Origin of the sequence: Kribbella sp. NPDC004875 (genome assembly GCF_042873375.1) — a bacterium.
Lineage (GTDB): Bacteria > Actinomycetota > Actinomycetes > Propionibacteriales > Kribbellaceae > Kribbella.
Genome location: NZ_JBIALI010000001.1, coordinates 781,688 through 808,052 on the forward strand (window position 1 = coordinate 781,688; position 26,365 = coordinate 808,052).

The window sequence follows — 26,365 nt, forward strand, 5'->3', positions numbered from 1 at the left end:
CTTTATGACTGACCGGACCATTCCCGCCGACGGTATCGGCATGCACCTCTACACAATGCGCGACGTACTGGCCGAGGACTACCCGGGGACGCTCAAGCGGCTCGCGGACATCGGCTACCGCACGGTGGGGGTGAGTGGGCGGTTCGACCACACGGCCGAGCAGATCCGTGGGTTCGCGGACGACGCCGGGCTCCCGATCGTGCTCGAGCACGTCGGGTACGCACGGATGAGCGACGACTGGGCGGGTGCGCTCGCCGATGTGAAGACGCTGGGTGCGCAGTGGGCCGTCGTACCGTCGATCCCGCGCGAACTGCACTCGGTCGAGGGCTTCAAGACCGCGGCGGCCGCGTTCACCGAGGCCGGCAAGGCGGCGCGGGACGCCGGGCTGAAGTTGCTGTTCCACAACCACGGTCACGACTTCGACGAGATCGACGGACAGGTCCTGTATGACATCCTGCTCGGGGTGGATCCGGAACTGCTCGGATTCGAACTGGACCTGTACTGGGCGGTCGACGGCGGGCACGACCCGGCGAAGCTGTTCCAGGAACACCCGGGCCGCTTCCCGGCGCTGCATGTCAAGGACATGGCCGAGGACGGCTCGTGGGAGGACGTCGGCGCCGGCAAGCTCGACTTCGGGGCGATGTTCGCGCACGCGGAGTCCGGTGGCGTCCAGCAGTACCTGGTCGAGCACGACAAGCCGGCCGACGCCTGGAAGTCCGCCGAGCGCAGCTACCGCGGGCTCACCGAGCTCCGGTACTGAGAATCGGGGATGTGAGAACGAGCGCTTAACCGGATCAATTCCGGTGACATCTGGCTCACACCCGGTGAGACCGGCCTAAGCTCGATCCGTGCAGATCGATCCCACGGTCCGGCTGACCGCCGTCCGGCGCCTGTACGAGGTGAGCACCCGGATGGGTGCCGGGCGGAGCCTGGCCGAGACCCTCCAGGCGGTCGTCGAGGGGGTCGTGACCGGGCTCGGGTTCGGGATCGCCGTACTCAACCTGCGGCACCCGGACGGGAAGTTCGAGGTGATCGCGGTGGCCGGGTCGCCGGAGGCCCGGTCGGCGTTGCTCGGCCGGGTCAGCGCTCCGGACATCTTCGACACCGAGTTCGCGATCGCGGACGCGTGGGGCAAGCTCCGGTTCGTGCCCCACGAGCGGTTGCCGGAAGGTGAGGTGACCGGCTGGGTGCCCGACGTACCGGTGTCCGACGACCCGGACGCCTGGCACCCGCTGGACGCCCTGTTCGCGCCGCTGTACTCCTCCGACGGTGAGCTGGTCGGGATGCTGGCGGTCGACCTGCCGGAGGACCAGCGGCGGCCGGGTCCGGTACACCGCGAACTGCTGGAGATCTTCGCCACCCAGGCCGGGCTGGCCATCGACCGGGCCCGGCTGACCGATCAGCTGCGCGCCGAGAAGACCCGGCTGGAGGCCAGCGAGGCGACCTTCCGGCTGGTCTTCGAGGGCGCCGGCAACGGGATGGCGACGATCGCCTTCGACGGTCCGGAGCTGGGGCGGATCCTGCGGGTCAACGACGCCTTCTGCCGGATCACCGGGTACACCCCGGACCAGCTGCTCGGGGCGCGGATGGCGACGTTCCTCCGCGACCAGGAGCCGGACCAGACCCGGCACGAGCTGGAGAACCTCGCCGCGAGCAGCGGCGCGTACCGCTTCGAGCGGATCTTCACCCAGCCGAGCGGCAACGAGATCTGGCTCGGCGGTACGGCGGCCCTCGTCGAGCAGGGCGCCGGACAGCCGCGGATCCTGCTCGTCCAGATCGACGACGTCACCGCCCGCAAGGACGCCGAACGCGAACTCCGCCACCACGCCGCCCACGACCCACTCACCGGCCTCCCGAACCGCCGGCTCCTCCAGCACCGCTTCGCCAAGGTGCTCGAACGCACCCGCGTCACCGGCCGCCCCGGGGCGCTGCTGTTCTGCGACCTCAACCACTTCAAACTCGTCAACGACGGCTACGGCCACGAGTCCGGCGACCGCGCGCTCCGCGAGATCGCCACCCGCCTCAGCTCGGCCGTCCGGCACGGCGACACCGTGGCCCGCCTGGGCGGCGACGAGTTCGCCGTCCTCGCCGAAGACATCGCCGGCGACGACCTCACGGCCCTCATCACCCGCCTCGAATCCGCCGTCAGCCGCCCCCTCCCGAACATCGCGGTCAAAGTCACCACCAGCGTCGGCACCGTCCCCATCACCCCCACCACCACAGACCTCGACGCCCTCCTCCACCAGGCCGACCAAGCCATGTACACCGCCAAACACCGCCGCCCGTAGGCTGCATCGCGCCGAGGAACGGCAGCGGGCCTTGACCCTTGGTATGTGATTGAAAGGTCTCCAGTCGCACGACCTGGGGGACCACCTTGCGCACACTCATGAGCGGCCCGGCGTGGGTCGCCTACGCACAGATCTACGTGCACAGCGCGGACAACCACGCCGACCTCGGCGAATGCTTCGCGGGACAGCAGAACGGGTTGTGCGGGGCTGCTGTGCCGGGGACCTTGTTCCTGATCACCGGCCTGCACACCGGTGATGTCGGGTTCACGGTCGAACTCCACGACGCGATGCCTTCGGTCGAGTACAGCGCGGAGGACGTCGTCGAGGCGTCGTACCGGCCGATCGGCGAAGCCGCACTCGTCACCTGGGCGGGCGACGGTGGTTCATGGCCGCTCGAACTCGAGCCCGGGGTGGACTACCGGGTCCGGTATTCCGGCTGGGGCATGGACGCGGGCCACCAGGCCGGACCGCCGATGGACGGCGAGCCGCTGGTCGACCGATACCTACTGCAGTTCTGGCCCGCACCCCCCGTCCCCGATCGCGTGGTGAAGCAGACCAGTCGACAGGCGGCGTACTGGCATGGATTCGCCCGTGAGCAGCCGACGCCGGCCGAGCTCGCCGAACGCAAGAAGGAACTGGCGCGACAGGCGGAACAGCAGCGGCTTGCCGAGCGGGCTGCCGCCTACGGCGGGACGTTGCCGAGCGAACGGATCGAGGCCACCAGGTACGGCCGCGAGCTGTCGGAGCTGGACCGGGCTCTCGTGGATGGGCTCGAACAATCCTCCCCGCAGACGTTGCGGGCGATAGCGCGATGGGCGGCGCGGCGCGCGTGCGAGGAGGCCGGGTACGCCGCCGACGAACGGATCGCGGGCATCCTGGAGCGGATGGACAGCGGCGCCGACTGGTTCGACACACTCAACGGACCGCGGCCGCCCGTCGAACCAGGGATCGAGAACCGCACGACCAGCGAATTCGTCGCCCGGATGCACGGCTGGTTCGACGACCGCGATCCCCTCGACAACACCTCGACGCTGGTCACAGCGACCTTCTCCGAGGACCCGTTCAAGTCTGCGGTCCAGACCATCTGGCTGGCAACCGGACCGTTCGCGGACAAGCAGCGGCTGCTCGACCAGCTGCTTCAGATGTTCTTCGGCGACCGTCCGCATCTCGACAGGTAGTGCACCAGCGAGACGCCGTACGCAGGAGAGCGATCACGCTCAGGTGCACTACCTCAGCACCTGGCACCTCCTGTCGAGCTGCAGATCGCCTTACGAACCCAGCTTGGTCAGCGCTTCGTCGGTGAGGCGGTAGATGGTCCAGTCGTCTTGGGGGGTGGCGCCCAGGGACTTGTAGAAGTCGATGGCGGGGGTGTTCCAGTTGAGGACGGACCATTCGAGGCGTTCGTAGTTGTTGGTGACGCACTCCTGGGCCAGGGCGGTGAGGAGGGCTTTGCCGAGGCCGGTGCCGCGGGTTTCGGGGCGGACGAAGAGGTCTTCGAGGTAGATGCCGTGGACGCCGCGCCAGGTGGAGAAGCTGAGGAACCAGATGGCACAGCCGACCACCCGGCTGTCGTGTTCGGCGACGTGGCAGAACACGGCGGGGCTGTCGCCGAACAGCGCGGTCCGCAGCTGGTCCTCGGTCAGGTGGCACTCCTCCGGAGCACGTTCGTACTCCGCCAGCGCGTACACCAGCTCCACGAGCGCCGGGATGTCCTCGGGCCGGGCACGGCGAATCCGTTCGTCGGTCATGGGCCCATCCTGCCCGCACGGGTCCGCGCGCCAGGACCTGGTGGGTCAGGCCGGGTCGCTGGTGACCTTCGACATCGTGCGGCGGATGTACTCCGCGGTGTCGATCCGGCCGAGTTCGCGGTCGACGAGGTCGGAGACGTCGTCGCGTTCCGGCTCCCAGTTCTCCACCGGGTTGTTCGCCAACGCGTCGCTGACGCGCTGCTTCTGGTCGTCGTCGAGCTGGTCGAACAGATCCGGCCAGCGTTGGGCGTAGCGGCACGGTTCGTAGGCCATGAGGTGACTCCCCGGTAGCGAGCAATTCGGGCCAGCCTAGCGAAGACCTCCTTCGTAACGTCGCCGTCAGTTAATTTACCGGCGCCGTTCGTTAACTTTCCCGCCACTCTGCGACTGAACACTGACAGCGCTTTCCCCCACCTGACCGCCCTTCATCTGGAGGAACCATGTCCTTGTCACGCCGCCGCTTCCTCGGCTACGGGGGTGCGGGCTCGGCCGCCGTGCTGCTCGGCACCAGTGTCTGGGACGCCTCGACCACGTACGCCGCCCCGTCCGGCACCGGCAACCCGTTCACCCTCGGCGTGGCCTCGGGTGATCCGCAGTACGACGGGGTCGTGCTCTGGACGCGTCTCGCCACCGACCCGTACGCCGCCGACGGGAAGGGCGGCATGCCCGCGCGCCCGGTCCGTGTCGAGTACGAACTCGCGTACGACGAGACGTTCCGGCACGTCGTACGCCGGGGCAGTGTCGTCGCCACTCCCGAGCTCGGCCACTCGGTGCACCCCGAGGTTCGTGGCCTGCTGCCCGATCACGTGTACTACTACCGTTTCCGCACCGGCCGTGAGGTGTCACCGATCGGCCGGACCCGGACCACGCCGCACCCGCTGACGTCGCCGCGGGAGCTGCGGTTCGCGTTCGCGTCGTGCAACGCGTGGCAGGACGGGTACTTCACGGCGTACGAGCACATGGCTCAGGAGGACCTCGATCTCGTGGTCCACCTCGGCGACTACATCTACGAGTCGGGCGTGAAGACGAACAAGCGCGGCATCACCACCGACCCGCGGTTCCACACCGAGACGTTCGACCTCGCGCGGTACCGGCTGCAGTACTCGCTCTACAAGACCGAGGCGCCGCTGCAGGCCGCGCATGCCGCGCACCCGTGGATCCACACGTTCGACGACCACGAGGTGGAGAACAACTGGGCCGGCGACATCTCCCAGGCCGACACCGAGCCGGACCAGGACCCGGCCGTGTTCCGGCAGCGTCGGGCGCAGGCCTTCCAGGCGATGTACGAGAACCTGCCGGTGCGGCACGAGCAGATGCCGAACGGTCCGGAGATCCGTTACCACCGGCGCCTTCCGTACGGCCGGCTCGCGGACTTCACCATCCTGGACACCCGCCAGTACCGCACCGACCAGCCGTGCGGCGACGGCGACTCGTCCACCTGTGACGACCGCTTCGACCCGGACAACACCATGCTGGGCGGCAAGCAGCGCGCCTGGCTGCTGGATGGTTTCCGCCGCTCGAAGGCGCGCTGGCAGGTGATCGGCAACCAGACCCCGATGGGCCAGACCGACTGGACGCCCGGGCCGGAGACTCACGTCTGGCTGGACCCCTGGGACGGTTACGTTGCCGAGCGCAACAAGGTGCTCGCGGCCGCGCAGGACAGCGGCGTCCGCAACCTGGTGGTCATCACCGGCGACCGGCACCAGAACTACGCCCTCGAACTGAAGCGGGACTTCGCGAACCCGGACTCCGCCACGGTCGGCACCGAGTTCGTCGGCACGTCGATCACCAGCGGCGGCAACGGCGCCGACACGACCGACCAGGGGCAGCAGTTCCTGCAGGCCAATCCGCACTTGAAGTTCTTCAACTCGCAGCGCGGGTACGTCCGGGTGACGGTCGACGAGAAGCAATGGCGCTCCGACTTCCGGGTGCTCCCGTACGTCGAGACGCCAAACGCCCCGATCAGCACGCGGGCGACGTACGTCGTGGAGGACCGCCGCGCCAACGTGCACCAGGTGTGAGTCACACGCCCAGGCCACCGTCCACGCGCAGCACGGCACCGGTGACGAACGACGCCCGGTCGCTGAGCAGCCAGGCGGCGGCCTGGGCGACCTCGACCGGCTCGGCGCCGCGGCCGAGTGGTGTCTGCGCGATCAGCCCGTCGATCACGCCGGGCGTCGCGCGGTCCCAGTCCTGCAGCATCTCGGTGAGCGTCGTACCGGGCGCGATCGCGTTCACCCGGATGTTCTCCGGGGCGTAGGTGATCGCGGCCGACTCGGTGAGGCTGTTCACCCCCCGCTTCAACGCGCCGTACACCGGGAGCGCCGGGTTGCCGGCGAAGGCGCCGACGCTGGAGGTGTTGACGATGCTGCCGGGTCCGCGGCCGGCCCGGATCGCGGCGATCTCGGCGACCATCGCCGTCCACAGGCCGCGGAAGTTCACCGCGTACACCTGGTCGAGAGCGTCCTGGCCGAGGCCGTCCATCGGGCCCGGCGGCTGACCGATGGCACCGTTGTTGAAGGCGGCATCCAGGCGGCCGTACTCCGCCACGGTCCGGTCGACCGCGGCGCGGACCGAGTCCGGGTCGGCGAGGTCGCAGACGACGTACCGCGCGTCCAGCTCCTTGGCGACGGCGGCGATCTCGGATTCGGTGCGGGCGGCGAGCATCACCTGTGCGCCTTCGGCGACGAAGAGCCGGGCCGCCGCGGCACCGATCCCACGACCGGCGCCGGTGATGAAAATGACCTTGTTGTCGAGCAGTTTGTCCATGTCTTCGAGCCTTGGTGCCCGGCAGATCGGTAACCAGGCATCGGTAGTACCTGGTTGAGCTGTCCCGACCGGGCACACTGGAAGGCGTGGACAAACCGGGACTGGCGGCGTTCCTGCGCAGCAGGCGGGAGCGGGTCACCCCTGGCGAGGTCGGCCTGCCCGCCGGCCGCAGACGCCGTACGCCGGGACTCCGCCGCGAGGAAGTCGCGCAACTGGCGTACATCTCCACGGAGTACTACACCCGGCTCGAACAGGCCCGCGCGCCGCATCCGTCCAGCGAGGTCCTCGCCGGACTGTCCCGCGCACTGCGGCTGAACGATGCCGAGCAGAACCATCTGCACCACCTGGCCGGCGCGCCGCCGGTGCGGCCGGCCGGACCGCCGCGAGAGGTGCGGCAGTCGATTCTCGATCTCCTCGACCGGCTGCCGAACGCAGCCGGGATCGTGCTCTCGGCGTCGTACGAGGTGATCGCCTGGAACCACCTCGCGGCAGCCCTGATGGAGGACTTCTCGACCCGCTCGCGCCCGGAGCGGAACCTGCTCCGCCGCGCGTTCCTCAGCGGCGACGACCACGTGTACTCCGTGGTGGACGGCCGGCGCTTCGCCCGCAGCTCGGTCAACCACCTGCGGGCGACGGCCGCCCGCTACCCCGACGATCCGGAGATCAAGGCGCTGATCGCCGACCTTCAGGCCGGCAGCCCGGAGTTCGCCGAACTGTGGGACGCCCATGAGATCGCGGCCGAGCCGACGTTGTGCAAGTCCTTCCAGCACCCGCTGGTCGGCCTGGTCACGGTGAACTGCGACGCCCTCGCGATCCCCGAGTGCGACCAGCAGGTGATCATCTATACCGCGACACCCGGCTCTCCGTCCGAGGAGGCGCTCCGGCTGCTGTCCGTCCTCGGCACGCAGCGGCTCGACCTCCCCGGCTGACCTTCATCGACGAGCGAAGATCCCGAGCGCGTCGTACGCGATCCACGATCCCTGGTCCTTGAACAGCTCGAGCACGTTCTGACCGGGCCGGAAGAGTGCCTTCGGCAACGGCAGCTCGAGGTACGACGGTTTGAGCGGCGACCCCGGGTAGGTGCTGTCCGCGATCGTCGAGCCCTTCGTCGCACCGTTCGCGAACGTCAACCGGCCGAACTCCGTGCCGTTGACCGTGAGCAGCGCGGATGCCGCGAGACTGGCATGACTGTCGATCAACCACAGCGCCAGATCGAGATCCTGCTCCGGTACGGCGGGCAGCTCGAACCGGAACGTGGCGCGGTGATTCTTCGTTCCGGCCCACTTGTCCGCGGGTCCCGGTAGCAAGTACGACCAGTCCGCCGCCGGAGTCGACGTACCGACGGTGTAGTCGACGTCGGACGGGAAGACGGTCGGGTACTGGGCATAGCCCTTCGGCGAGAGGGCCAGTTCCGAGCCCTTGCCGTCGAAGGTGCCGACGGTCGCGACCGGCGTACCGGAGATGGTGACCGAGGTCTGGTTGGCGACGGCGGCCGGCCGGGACTGAGGTGATTTGTTGCCCGCGGCGTCGACGGTGACGACCGCGTAGGACCTCGTCACGCCGGTGAAGCCGAGGCCGCGGTGGACGAAGTGCGGGTAGACGGTCTTCCCGATCAGCGCGCCGTCGGCGTACACCGCGTAGTGGTCGACGACGGTGGCCCAGGAAACCGGCTTCCAGTCGAGCGTGACGATGCCGATGGAGCCGGTGCCGTGCAGGCCGGTGATCGCCGGCGGACGGTTGGTCACAGTGCCTCCAGGCTGGGCGCGTCGACGGCGGTGCGGAAGCGGGCCAGCACGTTCGGCTGGGCGTTCGCATCCGCTTGGATATACGGGAAATTGACGAACTCGGTGGTCAGTTCGGACCGCGTCATCGTGCTGTGCACGTAGCCGCGGCGGGCGTTGTAGAGCTTCATGTACGGGTGCTGCAGCCAATCCTTCGCGTACGCGTCGGTGTCGGTGCCGTCGCCGTTGGAGCCGACCGACGAGCACACGAGTTCCACTCCGACCGTGCGGTCGTCGAGCTGGAGCTCCGACGCGACGTGGCGGTGGATGTCGCCGGTGAGCATCACCGAGGTCCCGGCACCGCCCATCGCCTCGAGCACGCGGCGGCGGTTGGCCGGGTAGCCGTCCCACTGCTCGGTGCGGTCGTCGGTGACGGCGCTCAGGACGACACCGCCCGCGACGATGTTCCACGGCGCACGCGAGGTGCGGAGGCCGTCATACAGCCAGGCCTCTTGCTCGGCACCCATGATCGTGCGCTTCTCGGAGATGCGATCGGCCTCGTCGACGGGGAGCGGGTCGCGGTACTGGCGGGTGTCGAGCAGGTGGACCCGGGCCAGCGAGCCGACGTCGTACCGGCGGTAGATCCGGCCGTCCGGGCCGTTCGGGAGACTGTCGAGGGCGATCGGGACGTTCTCGTAGTACGCCCGGTACGCGACGGCGCGGCGGTGCACGAAGAGCTCGGGCGGGACGCCGTACAGCGAGTTGGCGGCGCCGTAGTTGTTCTGCACCTCGTGGTCGTCCCAGACCAGGAACCAGGGTGCGGCCGCGTGCGCCGCCTGGAGATCGGGATCGGTCTTGAAGAGGCTGTAGCGCAACCGGTACTGCTCGAGGGTCTCGATCTCGACGCCGTGCTCGGGCCCGACCGTGACCCCCTCGCGCCACAAGTTGTCCCCGGCAACGATTCCGTACTCGTAGATGTAGTCGCCGAGGAAGAACACGGCATCCGGCGCGCGGCGGGCGATGTCGCGGTGCGCCGCGAAGTACCCGTGGTACCAGGCCTGGCAGGAGGCGGTCGCGAAGGTGAACTGATCGCCCTGCGTCGGCAGCGTCTTGGTACGGCCGACTGCGCTGAGCTGACTGCCGACGCGGAAGCGGTAGAAGTACTCACGGCCCGGCTGGAGGCCACGGACCTCGGGATGGACGGCGTGCGCCAGGTCGGGCGTTGCGATCGCGAGTCCACGCCGTACGACGTGTTGGAAGCGATCGTCCTCGGCCACTTCGTACTGCACCGGTACGTTGGTCGCCGGCATGCCGCCGTGACCGTCGGTGGCGAGCGGATTCGGGGCGAGGCGCGTCCACAGGACGAAGCCGTCCGGGCGTGGATCGCCGGACGCGACGCCCAGAGCGAAGGCGCCGTCGGGGATCGGGTGGGCCGGCGTGGCGTCGGCACTGGCCGGCGCGGAAACGCCGAGCGCGACCGAGGCGGCGCTCAGACCGGTCAACTGGAGGAAGGTACGACGGGACGGCACGGGCGGCTCCGTTCACTCCGGCAGGAGAGTTCCGCCATATTCTTACGTAACATCTCTACGATTTGTAAGCCCTTGACTTACCAGGCCGGATCGCGATTCAGAAACTGTGCCGATCGGGGCGATTGAGTTTTCCTGTTGGAATACTGAGTCCCGGCGCGCAAGGGTGGGTGTATGGCTGACACGAACAAGACCCGCCGGATCGGTGACGTCGAGGTGTCCGCGATCGGGCTCGGCGGGATGCCGATGTCGATCGAGGGGCGTCCGGACGAGGCCCGGTCGATCGCGACCATCCACGCCGCGCTCGACGCCGGGATCACGCTGATCGACACCGCCGACGCGTACCACCTGACCGCGACCGACGACGGTCACAACGAGACCCTGATCGCCAAGGCGCTGGCGTCGTACGGCGGCGACACGTCGAACGTGCTCGTCGCGACCAAGGGCGGTCACCTCCGCCCCGGCGACGGCAGCTGGACGCAGGACGGGTCGCCGAAGCACCTGGCCGCCGCGGCCGAGGCGTCGCTGAAGCGGCTCGGCGTCGAGGCGATCGGGCTGTACCAGTTCCACCGGCCGGACCCGAAGACGCCGTACGAGGACTCGATCGGCGCGATCCGGGACCTGCTCGACGCCGGGAAGATCCGGATGGCCGGCATCTCGAACGCGAACCCCGAGCAGATCAAGCAGGCGAACGAGATCCTCGGCGGCCGCCTCGTGTCGGTCCAGAACCAGTTCTCGCCGAAGTTCCGGTCGAGCGAGCCCGAGCTCGAGCTGTGTGACTCGCTGGGGATCGCGTTCCTCCCGTGGTCGCCGCTCGGCGGCATCTCGAACGCCGCTGAACTCGGGTCGACGTACCCGGCCTTCCAGACGCTCGCGTCCGAGCTGGGCATCTCGCCGCAGAAGCTGACGCTGGCCTGGATGCTGGCGAAGTCGCCGCACGTCATCCCGATCCCCGGCTCCAGCCGCCCGGAGACGATCCGCGACTCCTACAGCGCGATCGACGTCACCCTGACCGCCGACCAGGTCGCCACTCTCGACGCGGCATAACCGAGGCCGGCGCCGCGTTGAGGCTCGCATGGAAGACATGCGTGCACTCAGCTACGGCCTCGGCCGGCAGTACTTCGAGGAGCGCGACTACCGGGGCGCGATCCGCGCACTACGGCCGGTGGTCGACGAGACCCCGGACGACGTCGGCACGCGGCTGCTCCTGGCCCGGGCGTACTACCACGCGGCACTCCTGAAGCCCGCCGAGGAACACCTCCTCGAGGTCATCAGCCGAGAGCCCACCGAGTACTACGCCCACCTGATGCTGGCCCGAACCTACGAACGCCAGTCCCGCCCCGACAACGCCACCAAGCACCGCCGAATAGCCGCCGCCCTCACCGGCGACGCCGAGATCCTCAAGCCGCACTAGGCGGATCCCAGCCACTCACCAACCGCTCGAATTCGACGCCGACCCCGCCGCGCACCGCGTGGCGCTGGGTCGGTGTCGTCGTTTGGTGAGTGCTGGGGGTCCGGAGGAATGTGGGGGCGGGGATTGGCGTTGTGGGTGGTATCAGTAGTTTAATAGTGAACTACCTAGGCGAGGAGAGACGGATGCAGTTCGGGGTGTTCAGCGTTGGGGACGTGACTGAGGACCCGACGACCGGGGTCACGGTCAGCGAGGGTGAGCGGATCAAGGCGATGGTGGCGATTGCGCTCAAGGCCGAGGAAGTGGGCCTGGACGTGTTCGCGCAGGGTGAGCACCACAACCCGCCGTTCGTTCCGTCGTCGCCGACCACGCAGCTCGGGTACGTCGCCGCGAAGACGTCGAAGATCATTCTGTCCACCTCGACGACGCTGATCACGACCAACGACCCGGTGAAGATCGCCGAGGACTACGCGATGCTGCAGCACCTGGCCGACGGCCGGGTGGACCTGATGATGGGGCGCGGCAACACCGGTCCGGTGTACCCGTGGTTCGGGCAGGACATCCGCAACGGGATCGCGCTCGCTGTCGAGAACTACGCGTTGCTCCGCCGGCTGTGGCGTGAGGACGTCGTGGACTGGGAAGGCAAGTTCCGTACGCCGCTGCAGGGGTTCACGTCGACGCCGCGGCCACTGGACGACGTACCGCCGTTCGTCTGGCACGGGTCGATCCGCTCGCCCGAGATCGCCGAGCAAGCGGCGTACTACGGGGACGGGTTCTTCCACAACAACATCTTCTGGCCGATGTCGCACACCAAGCAGATGATCGAGCTGTACCGTCGGCGCTTCGAGCACTACGGACACGGCGCCGCGGACCAGGCGATCGTCGGCCTCGGCGGCCAGGTCTTCATGCGGAAGAACTCGCAGGACGCGGTGCGCGAGTTCCGGCCGTACTTCGACAACGCGCCGGTGTACGGGCACGGGCCCTCGCTGGAGGACTTCAGCCGGGAGACCCCACTGACCGTCGGCAGCCCGCAGGAAGTGATCGAGCGGACGCTGACCTTCCGGGAGAGCGTCGGCGACTACCAGCGGCAGCTGTTCTTGATGGACCACGCCGGGCTGCCGTTGAAGACGGTGCTCGAGCAGCTGGACATCCTCGGCGAAGAGGTCGTTCCGGTACTGCGGAAGGAGTTCGCCGCACTGAAGCCGGCGCACGTGCCGGACGCACCGACCCATGCTTCACTGAAGGCCGCGGCCGAGCGTGCCCGCGACCTCGAGACGATCGAGGAGCCGGCCGCCGTGGCCGAGCCGACCGCCGAGGAGCGGACCCGATGAACGAGAAGGTCATCGCCGTCGTGACGGCCGGGCTGACGACGCCGTCGTCGTCCCGGCTGCTCGCCGACCAGTTGACGGACGCCGTGCGGGACGAGCTGTCCGGTCGCGGGATCGACTCGCGGATCGAACTGATTGAGGTCCGGGACCACGCCCACGACCTGACCAACAACCTGCTCACCGGCTTCCCCTCCGCCTCGTTGCGCGAGGTGCTGGAGACGGTCGCCGGCGCGGACGCGCTGATCGTGGTGAGCCCGACGTTCAGTGCGTCGTACTCCGGTTTGTTCAAGATGTTCTTCGACGTGCTCGACGACCAGGCGCTGGCCGGGAAGCCCGTCCTGCTGGCCGCGACCGGCGGGACCGAACGGCACTCGCTGGTCCTGGAGTTCGCGCTGCGCCCGCTGTTCGCCTACCTCAAGGCGCTACCGGTTCCGACCGCTGTCTACGCGGCGTCGACGGACTGGGGTCCGAACGCCGCCGGTCTGCGGCCGCGCATCACGCAGGCCGCGGGCGAGCTGGTGGCCGCACTGCACAACGAGACCCCGGCTCGGACCGACCCGTTCGACAACCCGACGCCGTTCGAGGACCTACTGAACGGCTGATCGTTCGTCGATCAGCTTCGCCAGTCCGTCGAGAATCGTGGCCAGGCCGAAGGTCAGGGCGTGGGCCGGGTCGACGACGGACTGGAAGTGTTCACCCACCGCCGTGCCGACCCGGCCGGCGGTGGGAAAGTGCGTGCCGGACATCACCGTCGTGAGGGTCGGCGAGATCTGACGCCACCATTCCTCGTCGCTCAGACCCGAGTCCCGCTGCAGCCGGAGCTGTTCGGCGCCGGCCCGGGCCGTGCCCTGGACGTGGGTGAGGACGAGCGCGAGCGCCGAGTCCATCTCGACGTCCGTCAGCCCCAGACCGTCCAGCGGCCGGAGCTCGGCCTCGTACTTGCGGGTGATGTTCGGCCCCAACGCCGTCCGCATCGTCGGGACCTCGTGGATCCACGGATGCGCGGTCAGGATCTCCCAGTTGCGGCGCGCGATGAACTCGAGCGCGCCGCGCCAGCCGCCGGGTTGCCCGGCCGGCTCGTCGACGTCGGCGTACAGGTCGCCGTACACCTGGTCGAACATCAGGTCGGTCAGCTCACCCTTGCCGGGGACGTGCGTGTAGAGCGACATCGTGCCGACCTTCAGCCGCTCGGCGACCATCCGCATCGAGAGCGCCTCGAGGCCCTCGGCGTCCGCCAGCTCGACCGCGGCGGCCACGATCGCGCGCACCGTCAGACCGGACCGGCCGGCTTTCGTGTGGCTGCCCCAGAGCAGCGCCAGACTGCGCGCCGGATCCGGCGCCGCCGCCTTTCTTCCCGCCACCGGAACCTTCTTCCGCCGCTCGTCGTTGTCCGCATCGTACCCGAGCCGTACAATGTACGGTACGCTCTACGGCTCAACGACCCGAGAGGTGGGAATGACGACGGAACGAGTGATCGAGGCCGCCGGTGTCCGGAAGAACTACCGCGGCGGCACGGCGGGTGCGGGGCTGAACGGCTTCGACCTGGAGGTCACGGCCGGCACGGTGACGGGCCTGCTCGGCCCGAACGGCGCCGGCAAGACGACGGCGGTGCGGATCCTGTCCACACTGCTGGAGATGGATTCCGGTACGGCGACGATCGCGGGGTACGACGTACGCCGCCAAGGAGCCGAGGTCCGGCGGCGGATCGGGCTGGTGGGGCAGTACGCCGCTGTGGACGAAGTACTCACCGGGCGGCAGAACCTGGTGATGTTCGGGCGGCTGAACCATCTGAAGAAGGCGAGAAGCAGGGCGGACGAGCTGCTCGAGCAGTTCAGCCTGACCGAGGCGGCCGGGCAGGCGGTGAGCAAGTACTCCGGCGGCATGCGGCGGCGTCTCGACCTCGCGGCGAGCCTGATCGTGGCGCCGCGGGTGCTGTTCGTGGACGAGCCGACGACCGGGCTCGACCCGGCCGGGCGGATCGAGGTGTGGAACGCCGTACGGCAACTGGTCGACGGCGGTACGACGGTGTTGCTGACGACGCAGTACCTGGAGGAGGCGGATCAGCTGGCGAACCGGATCTCGATGCTGAAGGCGGGGAAGGTGGTCGCGGAGGGAACGCCGGACGAGCTGAAGACGCAGCTCGGGTCGGACTGGCTCGACCTGGTGCTCGCCGATCCGGCCGACGTACGGCGGGTGGTCGACCTGGCCGGACCGTTGGCGGACGGCGAGATCCGGGTGACCGACGTACGGGTGAGTGTGCCGGTGAAGGACCGGACGAAGGCGCTGGTGGTGATGGCGAACTCGTTGCATGAGGCAAGAATCGAACCGGAGGACATCACGTTGCGGCGGCCGACGCTGGACGAGGTGTTCCTGCACCTGACCGGAGCGGAGGTGGCGGCATGAGCGAGCGGAGCGAGCGCATCATCGGCGCTGCCGGGTTCGGGTACGCCCTCGCGGACAGCTGGACGATCGCGCGGCGGACGCTGACGCACTGGCGGATGCAGCCGGGGATCGTGGTGTTCACGTGGTTCTTCCCGGTGCTGATGCTGCTGATGTTCGGCGCGCTGCTCGGCGGGGCGATGGAGTCCCCCGAGGGTTCGTCGTACTACGAGTTGCTGGTGCCCGGGATCTTCGCGTTGGCGATGCTCTTCGGGCTGGAGGGCACGATGACCGCGGTCACCACCGACGTGTCGAAGGGGGTGACGGATCGCTTCCGGTCGTTGCCGATGAGTTCGGCGGCCGTGGTGATGGGGCGGTGCATCGCCGACATGCTGGACTCGGTGGTGACACTGGTCGTGCTGGTCGGGACCGGGCTCGCGCTCGGGTGGCGATGGCACGAGGGCTTGCTGTCGGCTCTGGCCGCCTTCGGGTTGCTGTTGTTGCTGCGGTTCGCGCTGCTGTGGGTCGGGATCTTCATCGGCCTGACGGTGAAGAACGCGCAGAGCGTCACGATGGTGCAGGTCGTGGTCTGGCCGATCGGGTTCCTTTCCAGCGCGTTCGTCGCGACGTCGACGATGCCGGCCTGGCTGGGCACGATCGCCCAGTGGAACCCGCTGTCGGCCACCGCGACCGCGGCGCGCACCTTGTTCGGCAACCCTGACCCGTCGGCGACGGCCACCTGGATCGGCACGCACGCGGAGGTGGCCGCGATCATCGGGCCGCTGCTGCTGACCGCGGTCTTCCTGCCACTGTCCGCCCACCGCTTCCGCACGCTCTCGCGGTAAGGCGGACCCCCACCACTCACCAACCGCCGCTCCACCGAGTGCTGAACGGCTACCCGAGCGTGGGACCGGATGGTTGGTGAGTGGTGCAGGTCCGCATTCTCACGGCGTCAGCTGGCCGCCGTTGATCTCGATGATCTGCCCGGTGACGTACGACGACATCCGGTCGGAGGCGAGGAACAGGATCGTGCCGACGCACTCGTGCGGGGTGCCGGTACGGCCCATCGGGATGGTGGCCAGCATCGCCTGCATCTGGGCGTCGCCGGTGTGGCGGTCGTGGAACGGCGTCGCGATCACGCCGGGCGCGATCGCGTTCACCCGGATCCCCTCCGGGGCGAGCTCCTTGGCGAGCCCGCGGGTGAACGTGCTGACCGCGCCCTTCGAGGTCGCGTACACGACCGAGCCGCCGGCGCCGCCGGTCCGCCCGGCGATCGAGGTGACGTTGATGATCGACCCGTTGCCCTGCTCGCGGAACACCGGCACGATCCGCCGGCTGAGCGCGAACACCGAGGTCAGGTTGACGTCCAGGATCCGGTGGAACTCCTCGTCCGGTACGTCGGCGATCGCGGACCGGTTCACCAGGTCGCCGGCGTTGTTCACCAGCACGTCGATCCGCCCGTGCTGCGCGAGCACCTCGTCGATGAACGCGTCGGCGGATTTCGGGTCCGCGAGGTCCGCCTGGTGCACAGACGCCGTACCGCCGGCGGTCTGCACCGCACCCAGGGTGTGCTTCGCACCCTCTTCGTTGCGGTGGTAATGCAACGCGACCGTGGCCCCCGTCTCCGCAAACCCCACCGCCGCCGCGGCCCCGATCCCACTACTGGCCCCGGTCACCACAACAACCTGATCCGTGAACTCCAGATATCCCATAGCCCTATCCTCTCCCAGCCGTCCGAGACCGGCAGGAACGCGCCGGGACGCGGACGCGGGGCGCAGGCTGCTCCGTCAGCCATCCATCGGGAGTCGTGGGAACGCGCCGAGGGGTGGGGTCGGGGAGCTGTGGCGGGGGTATTTTCATTGGATGGGATACGCGCTCGGGGAGCTGGGGCTGCGGAAGTGGCGGACGGGTGATGCGTTGCGGCTGGCCGCTGCGCACGACGATCCGGAGATGGCGCATCAGGGTGGGATCGTGGACCGGGCGTCCGCGGTGGACTGGATCGGGCGGGTCGCGGACCTCGACAACGGGCACGTGTACGCCGTCGCGGACGCCGACGACCACCCGATCGGATGCGTCGCGGTCACCAATATCGACCGGCACCGGGTCGGCTGGACCTGGTACTGGACGCTGGCCGACGTCCGCGGTCACGGCGTCGCGCGGGACGCCCTGCGCGCGCTCGCGGGCTGGGCGCACCACGACGCCGGGTTGTACCGGCTCGAGCTCGGCCACCGGCTGAACAACCCCGCCTCGTGCGCGGTCGCGGCCGGCGCCGGCTTCCTCTCCGAGGGCATCGAACGCGAACGCCTCGCCTTCGACGGCACCCGGTACGACGTGGAACGCCACGCCCGCCTCATCACGGACCCCCTCGTCGCCCCGCGGCGCCCGGTCCGCATCACCGACTGAGCGACTGGGGAGTCCTACCGGCCCGAAACGACCAGCAGAACTCCCCACTCAACACTCAGAGCGTGAGCTTGGGGTGCCGGTTGACGTCCTTGTACAGGAGGTACCGGAAGCGGCCCGGACCGCCCGCGTAGCAGGCCTGCGGGCAGAACGCGCGGAGCCACATGAAGTCGCCCTCCTGCACCTCCACCCAGTCCTTGTTCAGCAGGTAGATCGCCTTACCTTCGAGCACGTACAGCCCGTGCTCCATCACATGCGTCTCCGGGAACGGGATCACCCCACCCGGCTCGAAGCTGACGATGTTGACGTGCATGTCGTGCCGTACGTCGTCCGGGTCCACGAACCGCTGCGTCTTCCACCGCCCCTCGGTGTCCGGCATCTCCCGGCCCTCGACGTCCGCCTCGTTGGTGACCAGCGCCGGCGGTACGTCGATCCCCTCGACCCGCTCGTACGCCTTCCGCACCAGGTGGAAGGTCACCGCCGAGTCGCTGGTGTTCCGCACCGTCCAGTCGCCACCCGGCGGCAGGTACGCGTACCCGCCCTCGGTCAGCGTGTGCTTCTCGCCCGCGACGGTCAGCACAAGGTTGCCCGAGACAACGAACAGGACGGCCTCGGCCGACGGATCGGTCTCCGGCCGGTCGCTGCCACCGCCCGGCGCGACCTCCACGATGTACTGCGAGAACGTCTCCGCGAACCCGGACAACGGCCGTGCGATCACCCACAGCCGGGTGTCGTCCCAGAACGGCAGCCGGCTGGTGACGATGTCCCGCATCGTGCCGCGGGGCAGGACGGCGTACGCCTCGGTGAAGACCGCGCGGTCGGTGGTGAGGTCGGTCTGCGCGGGCAGGCCGCCCTTCGGCGCGTAGAAGGTCATCGTTCTCCTCGGGTCAGCAGGCGGCCGCGCGGGTCGACGTCGATGTCGACGGGTGCGCCGCGCAGCCAGGTACTCCGGACCACGCCGGTGAGCGTGCGGCCGTCGTACGGCGTGATGGCGTTCTTGTGCTGCAGTTGGCGCGCGTCGACGGTGAAGGTCTCGTCGGGGGCGAGTACGCAGAGGTCGGCGTCGTACCCGACCTCGATCCGGCCCTTCGTGCGCAGGCCGGTCTGCTCGGCGGGGGCCGTCGACATCCAGCGGACCACGTCGGCCAGCGTGAAGCCGCGGCGGCGGGCCTCGGTCCAGACGGCGGGCAGGCCGAGTTGGAGCGAGGCGATGCCACCCCAGGCGGTGCCGAAGTCGCCGGTGTCGAGGTGCTTGAGGTCGATCGTCGACGGCGAGTGGTCGGACACGACCAGGTTGATCGTGCCGTCCCGCAGGCCCTCCCAGAGCAGCTCGCGGTTGGCGCCCTCACGGATCGGCGGGCAGCACTTGTACTGCGTCGCGCCGTCCGGAATGTCCTCGGCGGTGAAGCTCAGGTAGTGCGGGCACGTCTCGGCGGTGATCCGGACGCCGGACGCGCGGGCGTCGGCGATCAGCGGAAGGGCGTCGGCGCTGGAGACGTGCAGGATGTGTACGCGGCAGTCGTACTCGCGGGCCAGCCGGATGACCTGCGCGACCGCCTCGTTCTCGGCCGCGCGCGGGCGGGAGTTGAGGAAGGCGTCGTACTTCGCTCCGTCCGGCGGGGTCGCCTCGTCGATGCGGTGCGCGTCCTCGGCGTGCACGATCAGCAGACCGTCGAAGCTCGCGATCTCGGCCATCGCGGCCGCGAGCTCGTCCGCGTCGAGCGGCGGGAACTCGTCCACGCCGGAGTGCAGCAGGAAGCATTTGTAGCCGAACACGCCGGCGTCGTGCAGCGGGCGGAGATCCGAGACGTTGCCCGGGATCGCGCCACCCCAGAAGCCGACGTCGACGTACGCCTGGGTCTCGGCGGTCTTGCGTTTGAGGGCGAGCGCCGGCAGGTCGCAGGTCGGCGGGATGCTGTTCAGCGGCATGTCGACGATCGTGGTGACGCCGCCGCGGGCCGCAGCCTTGGTCGCGGACGTGAACCCTTCCCAGTCGGTCCGCCCCGGATCGTTGACGTGCACGTGCGAGTCGACGAGGCCCGGCAGCAGTACCTCGTCGTCGCCGAGCCGGACCTCCGCGGTCGCGGCGAGCTCGGCGCCGTACGGCGAGATCGCGACGATCCGCCCGTCACGGACGCCGACCGCGCACGCCTGCTCCCCCGCGGCCCGCACCACCCGCCGAGCGCGAATCACCAGATCCACAGCGTTCATGCGATGCCTCTCTCGCTCCGTGTCATCGTAAGGTGCTGCACTGCGATCCGTTCCCCGAGCTTCTCGAGCAACGGCTTCGGGTCGGCGATACACCGCTGGACGTCCGGCTCCAGGTCGGTGAGCGCGTACGCCGCGGACACCCCGATCTCCCGCAGCTGCCAGGGTTCCAGCTGGTTCACGCCACAGACAGCGATCACTGGAATTCCGGCTGCGACCGACGCCACACCGGCGACCGCCTTGCCGTGCAGGGTCTGCTCGTCGAGGGCACCTTCGCCGGTGATCACCAGGTCGGCGCCGCTCAGTTGCTCACGGAAACCGACGAGGTCGAGGACGAGGTCGATCCCGGGCCGGAGGTCGGCGTCGAGGAGCGCAAGCGCTGCGAAGCCCACGCCGCCGGCGGCCCCGGCGCCCGGTACGTCGCGAAGGTCCTTGCCAGTCTCCGCGGCCACCACGTCGGCCCAGCGCGTCAGCCGCCGGTCCAACTCGACCATCTGCTCCGGCGTCGCGCCTTTCTGCGGCCCGTAGACAGCCGCAGCTCCGTGCGCACCGGTCAACGGGTTGTCCACGTCGCACGCGACAACCACCTGCACGCCACGGAGGCGGCGGCGGAGCGCCACCAGATCGAAGCCCTCGCCCGAAGCGGGGGCCCCAGCCGCCGAACCGGCATCGGCGGGACCGGTGGTCGTGGCGGCGGAGGCAGCTGGGCCGCGGAGCGCCGGGGTGGGCGGATCCTGCCCGCAGAGCGCTCGGACCAGGCCGGCGCCACCGTCCGTGGAGGCGCTGCCGCCGATGCCCAGAATGATGCGTGTGCAGCCGGCGCTGATCGCTGCGTTGATGAGTTCGCCGATGCCGTAGGTGGTGGCTGTGAGAGGGGCGGAGATGCCATCGGGGAGGCGGACCAGACCGGACACGTCCGCGAGTTCGACGACCGCGGTGTCGCCCAGGCGCGCATAGCCGGAAGAGACCGGTTCGCCGGTGGGGCCGGACGCGACAACCGGGACCAGTTGATACCCGGCGGCGACAGCGGCGGCGAGGGTGCCGTCGCCGCCGTCGGCCACCGGGACCGAGATCACGGTGGCGTCGGGGCAGACTCGTCGTACCCCGGCGCCGACCGCTGCCGCGACCTCGGTGCTCGTCAGTGTCCCCTTGAACTTGTCCGAGGCAACGACCATCCGGACCTCGAACCCCTCGAACCTCGGGGTCGTCATCAGTCCAGCAACGCGAGCGCGGTGGGGGCGTCCTCCGGCGACACCGCCAGGTCCTCGAACTCGATCACGTTGTCGATCTCGACCCCCATCGAGACGTTCGTGACCCGCTCCAGGATGACCTCGACGACGATCGGAACCTGGTGCTCGACCATCAGCTTCTTGGCCTGCTCCAGCGCCGGCAGGATCCCGTCCGGCTCGGACACCCGCAACGCCTTGCAGCCCAGGCCTTCCACGACCTTCACGTGATCGACGCCGTACCCGTTCACCTCGGGGCTGTTGATGTTCTCGAAGGACAGCTGCACGCAGTAGTCCATGTCGAAGTTCCGCTGCGCCTGCCGGATCAGGCCGAGGTACGAGTTGTTCACCACCACGTGGATGTACGGGATGTTGAACTGCGCCCCGACCGCGAGCTCCTCGATCAGGAACTGGAAGTCGTAATCACCTGACAGCGCCACCACGGTGCTGTCCGGATCCGCGACCGCGACGCCGAGCGTGGCCGGCACGGTCCAGCCGAGCGGGCCGGCCTGACCGGCGTTGATCCAGTGCCGCGGGCGGTAGACGTGCAGCATCTGCGCGGCCTGGATCTGCGACAGCCCGATCGTGCTGACGTAGCGGACGTCCGGCCCGAACGCACGGTTCATCTCCTCGTAGACCCGCTGCGGCTTGATCGGGGTGGTCTCGAAGTGCGTGCGGCGCTGCAGCGTCGTACGGCGCTCGCGGCACTCCGCGGCCCACGCCGTACGGTCGGCCAGTCTGCCCTCGGCCGCCCACTCGCGTGCGACCTCGACGAACACTTGCAGGGCGGCGCGGGCGTCCGACACGACGCCGTAGTCGGGAGCGAACACGCGGCCGATCTGCGTCGGCTCGATGTCCACGTGGATGAACTTCCGCTCGCCGCGGTACACGTCCAACCCGCCGGTGTGCCGGTTCGCCCACCGGTTCCCGATCCCGAGGACCAGGTCGGAGGCGAGCATCGTCGCGTTCCCGTACCGGTGCGACGTCTGCAGACCGACCATCCCGGCACTCAGCGGGTGGTCGTCCGCGATCGCGCCCCAGCCCATCAGCGTCGGTACGACGGGAACTCCGGTGAGCTCCGCGAACTCGACCAGCAGGTCCGCGGCGTCGGCGTTGATGATGCCGCCGCCCGCGACGATCAGTGGCTGCGCGGCCGCGTTCAGCATCGTCAGAACCTTCTCGGCCTGACCGCGGGTGGCGGCCGGGCGCGAAACCGGAAGCGGCTCGTAGGTGTCGATGTCGAAGTCGATCTGCGCCAGCTGCACATCCAGCGGCAGGTCGATCAGCACGGGACCCGGACGGCCTTCGCGCATCACCTGGAACGCCTTCTGGAAGGTGCCCGGGACCTGCGCGGCCTCCATCACGGTGACCGCCCACTTCGCGACCGGCTTGGCGATCGCGGAGATGTCGACGGCCTGGAAGTCCTCCTTGTGCAGCTTCGCGACCGGTGCCTGGCCGGTGATGCAGAGGATCGGGATCGAGTCCGCGGCCGCGGAGTACAGGCCGGTGATCATATCGGTGCCGGCCGGTCCCGACGTACCGATGCAGACGCCGATGTTGCCGGCCTTGGCCCGGGTGTATCCCTCGGCCATGTGCGAGGCGGCCTCGACGTGGCGGGCGAGCACGTGCTTGATGCCGCCGTGGTCGCGGATCGCGCTGTAGAACGGGTTGATCGCGGCGCCGGGCAACCCGAACGCCTGCGTCGACCCTTCCTTCTCCAGGATCAGTACGGCGGCATCGACCGCCCGCATCCGGGTCATGAGTTCGCCTTTCCGGACAGGCGCTCCACACCGCGGAGCAGCGCCGAGTGGTCAAGACCGCCGTCGCCGTTCGCGCGGGCCGACGCGACCAGCTGCGCCACCAGGGCACCCAGCGGTACGACGACTCCCGCCTCGCGGGCGGCCGCGGTGACGATGCCCATGTCCTTGTGGTGCAGGTCGATCCGGAACCCGGGCTCGAAGGAGCGGGACAGCATGTTCTCCTTCTTCTGGTTCAGCACCGTGGACCCGGCGAGGCCACCGCCCAGGACCTCGAGGGCCGCCTTGGTGTCGACGCCGTACGCCTCCAGGAAGATCACCGCCTCGGAGACGGCCTGGATGTTCGCGGCCACGATCAGCTGGTTCGCCGCCTTCACCGTCTGGCCGGAGCCGCTCGGGCCGACGTGGACGACGGTCTTGCCGACCGCGTCGAACAGCGGCTTGGCGACCGCGAAGTCGTCCGCCTCGCCGCCGACCATGATCGACAGCGCGGCGTTCTTGGCGCCGGCCTCGCCGCCGGAGACCGGGGCGTCGAGCAGCCGGAACCCGAGCGCGCGGGCCTGCTCGGCGAGCTGCTGGGTGACGTCCGGGCGGATGCTGGAGAAGTCGATGATCAGGGCGCCGGTCTCGGCGCTCTGGAAGACCCCGTTGTCGCCCTCGAGGACGTCCTGGACGTCGGGCGAGTCGGGCACCATCACGCAGATCACGTCGGCGCCCTTGACCGCGTCGGCGATCGAGCCGGCCGCGCGGCCGCCGGCGGCGACCAGGGCCTCGGCCCGCTCCGGGGTGCGGTCCAGGCCGGCCACGGTGTGCCCGGCGTTCGCGAGGTGGACGGCCATCGGGTTGCCCATGATGCCGAGGCCGATGAAGGCGATGTTCGTCATTTCGTCGTCTCCTGGGGAAGGTCAGCGGCGCTCGAACGGCAGCCAGCCGAAGCTTGCTTCTGAGGTGGTGGACGGCTTGTACTCGAGCCCGACCCAGCCGGCGTAGCCGTTCGCCTCGAGGGCGGTGAGCTGTTGGTCGAGCGGGAGCGTGCCGGTGCCGGGCTCGTTGCGGCCCGGGGCGTCGGCGATCTGGACATGCGCGACCCGCTCGGTGTGCGCGGCGATCACCCGGTCGACGTCGTCACCGTTGACCGCGAGGTGGTAGAGGTCCGCGAGCAGTCCGACATTCGGTACGTCGTACGCCGCCTGGACGCGATCGATCACGGTCAGCGCGTCGGCCGCGGTCGTCAGCGGGTACCGGTCCGCACCGCTGACCGGCTCGACCAGGACCGTGGCGCCGATCCGGGCGGCGGCCTGCGCGGCCAGGGCGAGATTCTCGACCGCGAGGTCGTCCTGCTCCCGCTCGGCGGCGCCGTCGACGCGGTTGCCGTACAGGGCATTGAAGCCCTGGGTGCCGAGGCGTTCGCCGATGCCGACGGTGACGTCGACGTTGTCGCGGAACTCGCTGGACCGCTTCGGCCAGGACACCAGGCCACGGTCGCCGCCGGGCATGTCGCCGGCGAAGAAGTTCAGGCCGGTCAGCTGGACGCCGGCGTCGGTCACCGCGGTGACGAACGCGTCGACCTGCCGGTCCGGCGGCACGGCCTCGACGAACGGCCACCAGAACTCGACCGCGCCGAACCCGGCCCGCCGCGCCGCGGCCGGCCGCTCCAGCAGAGGCAACTCGGTGAACAGCAGCGAACAGTTCACCGTGAACCGCAGATGGTGACTCATCCCGACTCCAATTTCCGTATTGCGGAATCTTGTTTCTGCTTCGCGAAATGACGATAAGCGTGTCACCACCAGCCGTCAAGGCACCGCCCGGGCGAGGTTTGAGTGGTTAACCCTCGCCCGCGCCCCTTCACAGCACGCATGCGGAGCAGGAAGGGGCAAGCCGGGTGGTGAACCCCCAAAACGCCGAGCAGCCGGGCCGGCGGCGAGCGCGGGATGCGCAGGATGCGCGGGGCGGACGCTTCGTGTGCGGGCGCGCGCGTTGTACGTTCCTCTAAAGCGACGGACCTGGGAGGTACGGCGTGTTACTGGCGGAACTGCTGGATGCGCCGGAGCTCGGGCTGCGGCTGCTGCACTCGGCCGGCGGGACGCTGGATCGCCCGATCGGCCGGCTGGTGACGACCGACCTGCTGGAGCCGGGGCGGTACCTGAACGGCGGCGAGGTGGTGCTGACCGGGCTCGTCTGGCGGCGGCGGCCGATGGACAGCGAAGTGTTCGTGAGCTCGATGGCGGCGCGGGGCGCGACGACGATCCTGGCGGGAAAGGCGCAGCTCGGCGACGTACCGGCGGATCTGGTGCAGGCCTGTCAGCGGCACGAGGTGACGTTGATCGAGGTGCCGGTCGAGATCGCCTTCGCCGACGTCACGGAATACGTGGCGGCGGCGGGCTCGGCCGAGACCGGGGCGCGGCTCTCGGCGAGCCTGGTGCGGCAGCGGCAACTGCTGTCGTCGATCGCGGCCGGCCGCAGTCTCGACGAACTGGCGGCCCGGATCTCCGCCGAGATCGGGCACGACTGCCGAGTGCTGACCTCGACCGGGCGCCACGTCGTACCCGGGCCGGGTGAGCTCGACGCGGCGGCCGTCGACGCGGTGACCCGCAAGTTCCTGACGGCGGACCGTACGCCGGCACTCGCGCTGACGATCGACGCGTCGTACAGCCTGTTCCCGGTCGGGTCGGGGCTCGGCAACCGGCTGACGGCGTGGGTGCTGGTGATCGAGGGTGACCACACCGAGTGGTCGCGGGACCATGTCGAAGCCGTGCACGAGTTGTGCGCGATCGCCGCGCTGGACCGGGCCCGGCGGGACGAGGGCCGCCGGGCGCTCCGCCCGCTGGTCGCCGACGCGTTGGCCCTGGTCGAGTCGGGCGCCCCGCAGGCCGAGGTCGCCGCGCGGCTCCGGCAGGCGGGCGCGCACTCGGAACGGCCGATGGTCGTCGCGGTCGCCGAGCTTCGCGACGACGGACCGAGCGAGGTCGCGCTGAGCCTGCTCGAGGACGTCGCGCTGACGGTCGGGCCGGCCGTCGTCGCACCCGGCCGGGACGGTCTGCTGATCGGCTTCCTGCCGTCTACGCCTGAGCTTCCCGAGCATCTGCGCCGCGCGTTCGGCCGGCTCGGACCCGGACTTCAGCGGGCCCGGCTCGCCGTCGGGATCAGTGGCGAGACCACCGTCGACGCGCTCGCCGGCGCCGTCGAGGAGGCCCGTTTCGCGCAACGCGCCGCGGGCGCCGGCCGGGCCCCGGTCTCGGTCGTGACGTCGGACGAGGTCGCGTCACACGTGCTCCTGCTCGCCACGTTGCCGGACGACGTACGGCGTACCTACACCAACCGCGTCCTCGGGGCGGTGCTCGAGCACGACCGCCGTACCCACGCCGACCTGCTCAGCACGCTCCAGGCGTTCCTCGCGTGCTCCTGCTCGTGGACCCGTACGGCGGAGTCGCTACACCTGCACGTCAACACCGTTCGCTACCGGATCGAACGCGTGGAGCAACTGACCGGACGCGATCTGTCGACCCTCGAGGACCGGGTCGACGTGTTCCTGGCGCTCAAATCAATCTGATTGTGTGATCACACAAAGCGGACTGTTCACGGGCGGTTCATCTTCGGACGTTCG

Annotated in this window: 26 protein-coding genes; 13 read left to right on the plus strand and 13 right to left on the minus strand. The window is 69.5% G+C overall.

The features are described from left to right. Positions 1 to 4 precede the first annotated feature (4 nt). The 3 genes from ACFYRH_RS03630 (at position 5) to ACFYRH_RS03640 (ending at position 3,466) form a co-directional block, all read left to right on the plus strand. Complete coding sequence (locus ACFYRH_RS03630; protein WP_387767499.1) at positions 5 to 760, plus strand: sugar phosphate isomerase/epimerase family protein; 756 nt, start codon at positions 5 to 7, stop codon at positions 758 to 760. An 88-nt stretch (positions 761 to 848) separates the two neighbouring features. Beyond that, the gene (locus ACFYRH_RS03635; protein WP_387767502.1) at positions 849 to 2,288 is read left to right on the plus strand and encodes a diguanylate cyclase domain-containing protein; all 1,440 of its coding nucleotides are present in this window, start codon (positions 849 to 851) and stop codon (positions 2,286 to 2,288) included. A 98-nt stretch (positions 2,289 to 2,386) separates the two neighbouring features. After that, positions 2,387 to 3,466: a hypothetical protein gene (locus ACFYRH_RS03640; RefSeq protein ID WP_387767505.1), complete on the plus strand. Its 1,080-nt coding sequence runs from the start codon at positions 2,387 to 2,389 to the stop codon at positions 3,464 to 3,466. A gap of 90 nt (positions 3,467 to 3,556) precedes the next feature. Here the strand turns inward: ACFYRH_RS03640 and ACFYRH_RS03645 are convergent, their stop codons facing one another. Both ACFYRH_RS03645 and ACFYRH_RS03650 read right to left on the minus strand, forming a co-directional pair. Then, positions 3,557 to 4,036: a GNAT family N-acetyltransferase gene (locus ACFYRH_RS03645; protein WP_387767508.1), complete on the minus strand. Its 480-nt coding sequence runs from the start codon at positions 4,034 to 4,036 to the stop codon at positions 3,557 to 3,559. Positions 4,037 to 4,081: 45 nt separating this feature from the next. Continuing rightward, on the minus strand, positions 4,082 to 4,309 hold the full coding sequence (locus tag ACFYRH_RS03650; protein WP_387767511.1) for a hypothetical protein: 228 nt from the start codon (positions 4,307 to 4,309) through the stop codon (positions 4,082 to 4,084). Positions 4,310 to 4,476: 167 nt separating this feature from the next. On the opposite strand from ACFYRH_RS03650, the gene ACFYRH_RS03655 reads away from it, so the two are divergent. Then, on the plus strand, positions 4,477 to 6,057 hold the full coding sequence (locus ACFYRH_RS03655; protein WP_387767514.1) for an alkaline phosphatase D family protein: 1,581 nt from the start codon (positions 4,477 to 4,479) through the stop codon (positions 6,055 to 6,057). 1 nt (position 6,058) lies between these two features. Here the strand turns inward: ACFYRH_RS03655 and ACFYRH_RS03660 are convergent, their stop codons facing one another. After that, on the minus strand, positions 6,059 to 6,805 hold the full coding sequence (locus ACFYRH_RS03660; protein WP_387767517.1) for an SDR family NAD(P)-dependent oxidoreductase: 747 nt from the start codon (positions 6,803 to 6,805) through the stop codon (positions 6,059 to 6,061). Positions 6,806 to 6,891: 86 nt separating this feature from the next. Here ACFYRH_RS03660 and ACFYRH_RS03665 point away from each other — a divergent pair, with 86 nt between their 5' ends. Continuing rightward, positions 6,892 to 7,734, plus strand: a complete 843-nt coding sequence (locus ACFYRH_RS03665; RefSeq protein ID WP_387767520.1) for a helix-turn-helix transcriptional regulator — start codon at positions 6,892 to 6,894, stop codon at positions 7,732 to 7,734. Between the two features lie 3 nt (positions 7,735 to 7,737). Here the strand turns inward: ACFYRH_RS03665 and ACFYRH_RS03670 are convergent, their stop codons facing one another. Together ACFYRH_RS03670 and ACFYRH_RS03675 are read right to left on the minus strand one after the other, a co-directional pair. After that, on the minus strand, positions 7,738 to 8,550 hold the full coding sequence (locus ACFYRH_RS03670; protein WP_387767523.1) for a polysaccharide lyase family protein: 813 nt from the start codon (positions 8,548 to 8,550) through the stop codon (positions 7,738 to 7,740). Next, on the minus strand, positions 8,547 to 10,055 hold the full coding sequence (locus tag ACFYRH_RS03675) for an alkaline phosphatase D family protein (protein WP_387767526.1): 1,509 nt from the start codon (positions 10,053 to 10,055) through the stop codon (positions 8,547 to 8,549). Before ACFYRH_RS03675 ends, ACFYRH_RS03670 begins: the two co-directional genes overlap by 4 nt. Before the next feature lie 171 nt (positions 10,056 to 10,226). On the opposite strand from ACFYRH_RS03675, the gene ACFYRH_RS03680 reads away from it, so the two are divergent. The 4 genes from ACFYRH_RS03680 to ACFYRH_RS03695 all read left to right on the plus strand — a co-directional run bounded on the left by ACFYRH_RS03680 (position 10,227) and on the right by ACFYRH_RS03695 (position 13,393). Then, positions 10,227 to 11,099 carry an aldo/keto reductase gene (locus tag ACFYRH_RS03680; RefSeq protein ID WP_387767529.1) on the plus strand — a complete coding sequence of 291 codons (873 nt, stop codon included), beginning with the start codon at positions 10,227 to 10,229 and terminating at the stop codon, positions 11,097 to 11,099. Positions 11,100 to 11,136: 37 nt separating this feature from the next. Beyond that, a complete protein-coding gene (locus ACFYRH_RS03685; protein ID WP_387767532.1) occupies positions 11,137 to 11,466 on the plus strand; it encodes a tetratricopeptide repeat protein in 330 nt (109 codons plus the stop codon). Between the two features lie 182 nt (positions 11,467 to 11,648). After that, positions 11,649 to 12,794: an LLM class flavin-dependent oxidoreductase gene (locus ACFYRH_RS03690; protein ID WP_387767535.1), complete on the plus strand. Its 1,146-nt coding sequence runs from the start codon at positions 11,649 to 11,651 to the stop codon at positions 12,792 to 12,794. Beyond that, positions 12,791 to 13,393 carry an FMN reductase gene (locus ACFYRH_RS03695; RefSeq protein ID WP_387767537.1) on the plus strand — a complete coding sequence of 201 codons (603 nt, stop codon included), beginning with the start codon at positions 12,791 to 12,793 and terminating at the stop codon, positions 13,391 to 13,393. The genes ACFYRH_RS03690 and ACFYRH_RS03695 overlap by 4 nt, the downstream gene beginning before the upstream one ends. On the opposite strand, the gene ACFYRH_RS03700 is transcribed toward ACFYRH_RS03695, so the two are convergent. Continuing rightward, positions 13,379 to 14,152 (minus strand): TetR/AcrR family transcriptional regulator, encoded by a 774-nt coding sequence (locus ACFYRH_RS03700; RefSeq protein WP_387767540.1) that lies wholly within the window; start codon positions 14,150 to 14,152, stop codon positions 13,379 to 13,381. The genes ACFYRH_RS03695 and ACFYRH_RS03700 overlap by 15 nt on opposite strands. Positions 14,153 to 14,246: 94 nt before the next feature. Here ACFYRH_RS03700 and ACFYRH_RS03705 point away from each other — a divergent pair, with 94 nt between their 5' ends. Beyond that, complete coding sequence (locus ACFYRH_RS03705) at positions 14,247 to 15,194, plus strand: ATP-binding cassette domain-containing protein (RefSeq protein WP_387767543.1); 948 nt, start codon at positions 14,247 to 14,249, stop codon at positions 15,192 to 15,194. Further along, the gene (locus ACFYRH_RS03710) at positions 15,191 to 16,015 is read left to right on the plus strand and encodes an ABC transporter permease (RefSeq protein ID WP_387767546.1); all 825 of its coding nucleotides are present in this window, start codon (positions 15,191 to 15,193) and stop codon (positions 16,013 to 16,015) included. Before ACFYRH_RS03705 ends, ACFYRH_RS03710 begins: the two co-directional genes overlap by 4 nt. Positions 16,016 to 16,114: 99 nt before the next feature. On the opposite strand, the gene ACFYRH_RS03715 is transcribed toward ACFYRH_RS03710, so the two are convergent. Next, a complete protein-coding gene (locus ACFYRH_RS03715; protein ID WP_387767549.1) occupies positions 16,115 to 16,882 on the minus strand; it encodes an SDR family NAD(P)-dependent oxidoreductase in 768 nt (255 codons plus the stop codon). Between the two features lie 151 nt (positions 16,883 to 17,033). On the opposite strand from ACFYRH_RS03715, the gene ACFYRH_RS03720 reads away from it, so the two are divergent. Next, a complete protein-coding gene (locus ACFYRH_RS03720; protein WP_387767552.1) occupies positions 17,034 to 17,573 on the plus strand; it encodes a GNAT family N-acetyltransferase in 540 nt (179 codons plus the stop codon). A 55-nt stretch (positions 17,574 to 17,628) separates the two neighbouring features. Here the strand turns inward: ACFYRH_RS03720 and ACFYRH_RS03725 are convergent, their stop codons facing one another. Genes ACFYRH_RS03725 through ACFYRH_RS03750 form a run of 6 tightly spaced genes read right to left on the minus strand, consistent with a single transcriptional unit; the run spans position 17,629 to position 24,479 of the window. After that, complete coding sequence (locus tag ACFYRH_RS03725) at positions 17,629 to 18,444, minus strand: bifunctional allantoicase/(S)-ureidoglycine aminohydrolase (RefSeq protein ID WP_387767555.1); 816 nt, start codon at positions 18,442 to 18,444, stop codon at positions 17,629 to 17,631. Then, complete coding sequence (gene allB, locus ACFYRH_RS03730; RefSeq protein WP_387767558.1) at positions 18,441 to 19,781, minus strand: allantoinase AllB; 1,341 nt, start codon at positions 19,779 to 19,781, stop codon at positions 18,441 to 18,443. Before allB ends, ACFYRH_RS03725 begins: the two co-directional genes overlap by 4 nt. Then, complete coding sequence (locus ACFYRH_RS03735) at positions 19,778 to 20,989, minus strand: glycerate kinase (RefSeq protein ID WP_387767561.1); 1,212 nt, start codon at positions 20,987 to 20,989, stop codon at positions 19,778 to 19,780. Before ACFYRH_RS03735 ends, allB begins: the two co-directional genes overlap by 4 nt. After that, complete coding sequence (gcl, locus tag ACFYRH_RS03740) at positions 20,989 to 22,764, minus strand: glyoxylate carboligase (RefSeq protein ID WP_387767564.1); 1,776 nt, start codon at positions 22,762 to 22,764, stop codon at positions 20,989 to 20,991. The genes ACFYRH_RS03735 and gcl overlap by 1 nt, the downstream gene beginning before the upstream one ends. Next, entirely contained in the window at positions 22,761 to 23,645 is an 885-nt protein-coding gene (locus tag ACFYRH_RS03745; protein WP_387767567.1) for a 2-hydroxy-3-oxopropionate reductase, read from the minus strand. Before ACFYRH_RS03745 ends, gcl begins: the two co-directional genes overlap by 4 nt. Before the next feature lie 21 nt (positions 23,646 to 23,666). After that, positions 23,667 to 24,479 (minus strand): hydroxypyruvate isomerase family protein, encoded by an 813-nt coding sequence (locus tag ACFYRH_RS03750; protein WP_387767569.1) that lies wholly within the window; start codon positions 24,477 to 24,479, stop codon positions 23,667 to 23,669. Between the two features lie 299 nt (positions 24,480 to 24,778). Between ACFYRH_RS03750 and ACFYRH_RS03755 the strand changes: the two genes are divergently transcribed. After that, positions 24,779 to 26,311 carry a PucR family transcriptional regulator gene (locus ACFYRH_RS03755; protein ID WP_387767572.1) on the plus strand — a complete coding sequence of 511 codons (1,533 nt, stop codon included), beginning with the start codon at positions 24,779 to 24,781 and terminating at the stop codon, positions 26,309 to 26,311. Positions 26,312 to 26,365: the final 54 nt, after the last annotated feature.

Excerpts from the sequence above, each read along its gene's own strand:
- ACFYRH_RS03725 (WP_387767555.1), bottom strand. The coding sequence starts at position 18,444 with ATGACCTTCTACGCGCCGAAGGGCGGCCTGCCCGCGCAGACCGACCTC.
- ACFYRH_RS03685 (WP_387767532.1), top strand. The coding sequence starts at position 11,137 with ATGCGTGCACTCAGCTACGGCCTCGGCCGGCAGTACTTCGAGGAGCGC.
- ACFYRH_RS03715 (WP_387767549.1), bottom strand. The coding sequence starts at position 16,882 with ATGGGATATCTGGAGTTCACGGATCAGGTTGTTGTGGTGACCGGGGCC.
- ACFYRH_RS03750 (WP_387767569.1), bottom strand. The coding sequence starts at position 24,479 with ATGAGTCACCATCTGCGGTTCACGGTGAACTGTTCGCTGCTGTTCACC.
- ACFYRH_RS03645 (WP_387767508.1), bottom strand. The coding sequence starts at position 4,036 with ATGACCGACGAACGGATTCGCCGTGCCCGGCCCGAGGACATCCCGGCG.
- ACFYRH_RS03655 (WP_387767514.1), top strand. The coding sequence starts at position 4,477 with ATGTCCTTGTCACGCCGCCGCTTCCTCGGCTACGGGGGTGCGGGCTCG.
- ACFYRH_RS03660 (WP_387767517.1), bottom strand. The coding sequence starts at position 6,805 with ATGGACAAACTGCTCGACAACAAGGTCATTTTCATCACCGGCGCCGGT.
- ACFYRH_RS03680 (WP_387767529.1), top strand. The coding sequence starts at position 10,227 with ATGGCTGACACGAACAAGACCCGCCGGATCGGTGACGTCGAGGTGTCC.
- allB (WP_387767558.1), bottom strand. The coding sequence starts at position 19,781 with ATGAACGCTGTGGATCTGGTGATTCGCGCTCGGCGGGTGGTGCGGGCC.
- ACFYRH_RS03630 (WP_387767499.1), top strand. The coding sequence starts at position 5 with ATGACTGACCGGACCATTCCCGCCGACGGTATCGGCATGCACCTCTAC.
- gcl (WP_387767564.1), bottom strand. The coding sequence starts at position 22,764 with ATGACCCGGATGCGGGCGGTCGATGCCGCCGTACTGATCCTGGAGAAG.
- ACFYRH_RS03695 (WP_387767537.1), top strand. The coding sequence starts at position 12,791 with ATGAACGAGAAGGTCATCGCCGTCGTGACGGCCGGGCTGACGACGCCG.
- ACFYRH_RS03705 (WP_387767543.1), top strand. The coding sequence starts at position 14,247 with ATGACGACGGAACGAGTGATCGAGGCCGCCGGTGTCCGGAAGAACTAC.
- ACFYRH_RS03710 (WP_387767546.1), top strand. The coding sequence starts at position 15,191 with ATGAGCGAGCGGAGCGAGCGCATCATCGGCGCTGCCGGGTTCGGGTAC.
- ACFYRH_RS03720 (WP_387767552.1), top strand. The coding sequence starts at position 17,034 with ATGGGATACGCGCTCGGGGAGCTGGGGCTGCGGAAGTGGCGGACGGGT.
- ACFYRH_RS03640 (WP_387767505.1), top strand. The coding sequence starts at position 2,387 with ATGAGCGGCCCGGCGTGGGTCGCCTACGCACAGATCTACGTGCACAGC.
- ACFYRH_RS03735 (WP_387767561.1), bottom strand. The coding sequence starts at position 20,989 with ATGACGACCCCGAGGTTCGAGGGGTTCGAGGTCCGGATGGTCGTTGCC.
- ACFYRH_RS03690 (WP_387767535.1), top strand. The coding sequence starts at position 11,649 with ATGCAGTTCGGGGTGTTCAGCGTTGGGGACGTGACTGAGGACCCGACG.
- ACFYRH_RS03745 (WP_387767567.1), bottom strand. The coding sequence starts at position 23,645 with ATGACGAACATCGCCTTCATCGGCCTCGGCATCATGGGCAACCCGATG.
- ACFYRH_RS03650 (WP_387767511.1), bottom strand. The coding sequence starts at position 4,309 with ATGGCCTACGAACCGTGCCGCTACGCCCAACGCTGGCCGGATCTGTTC.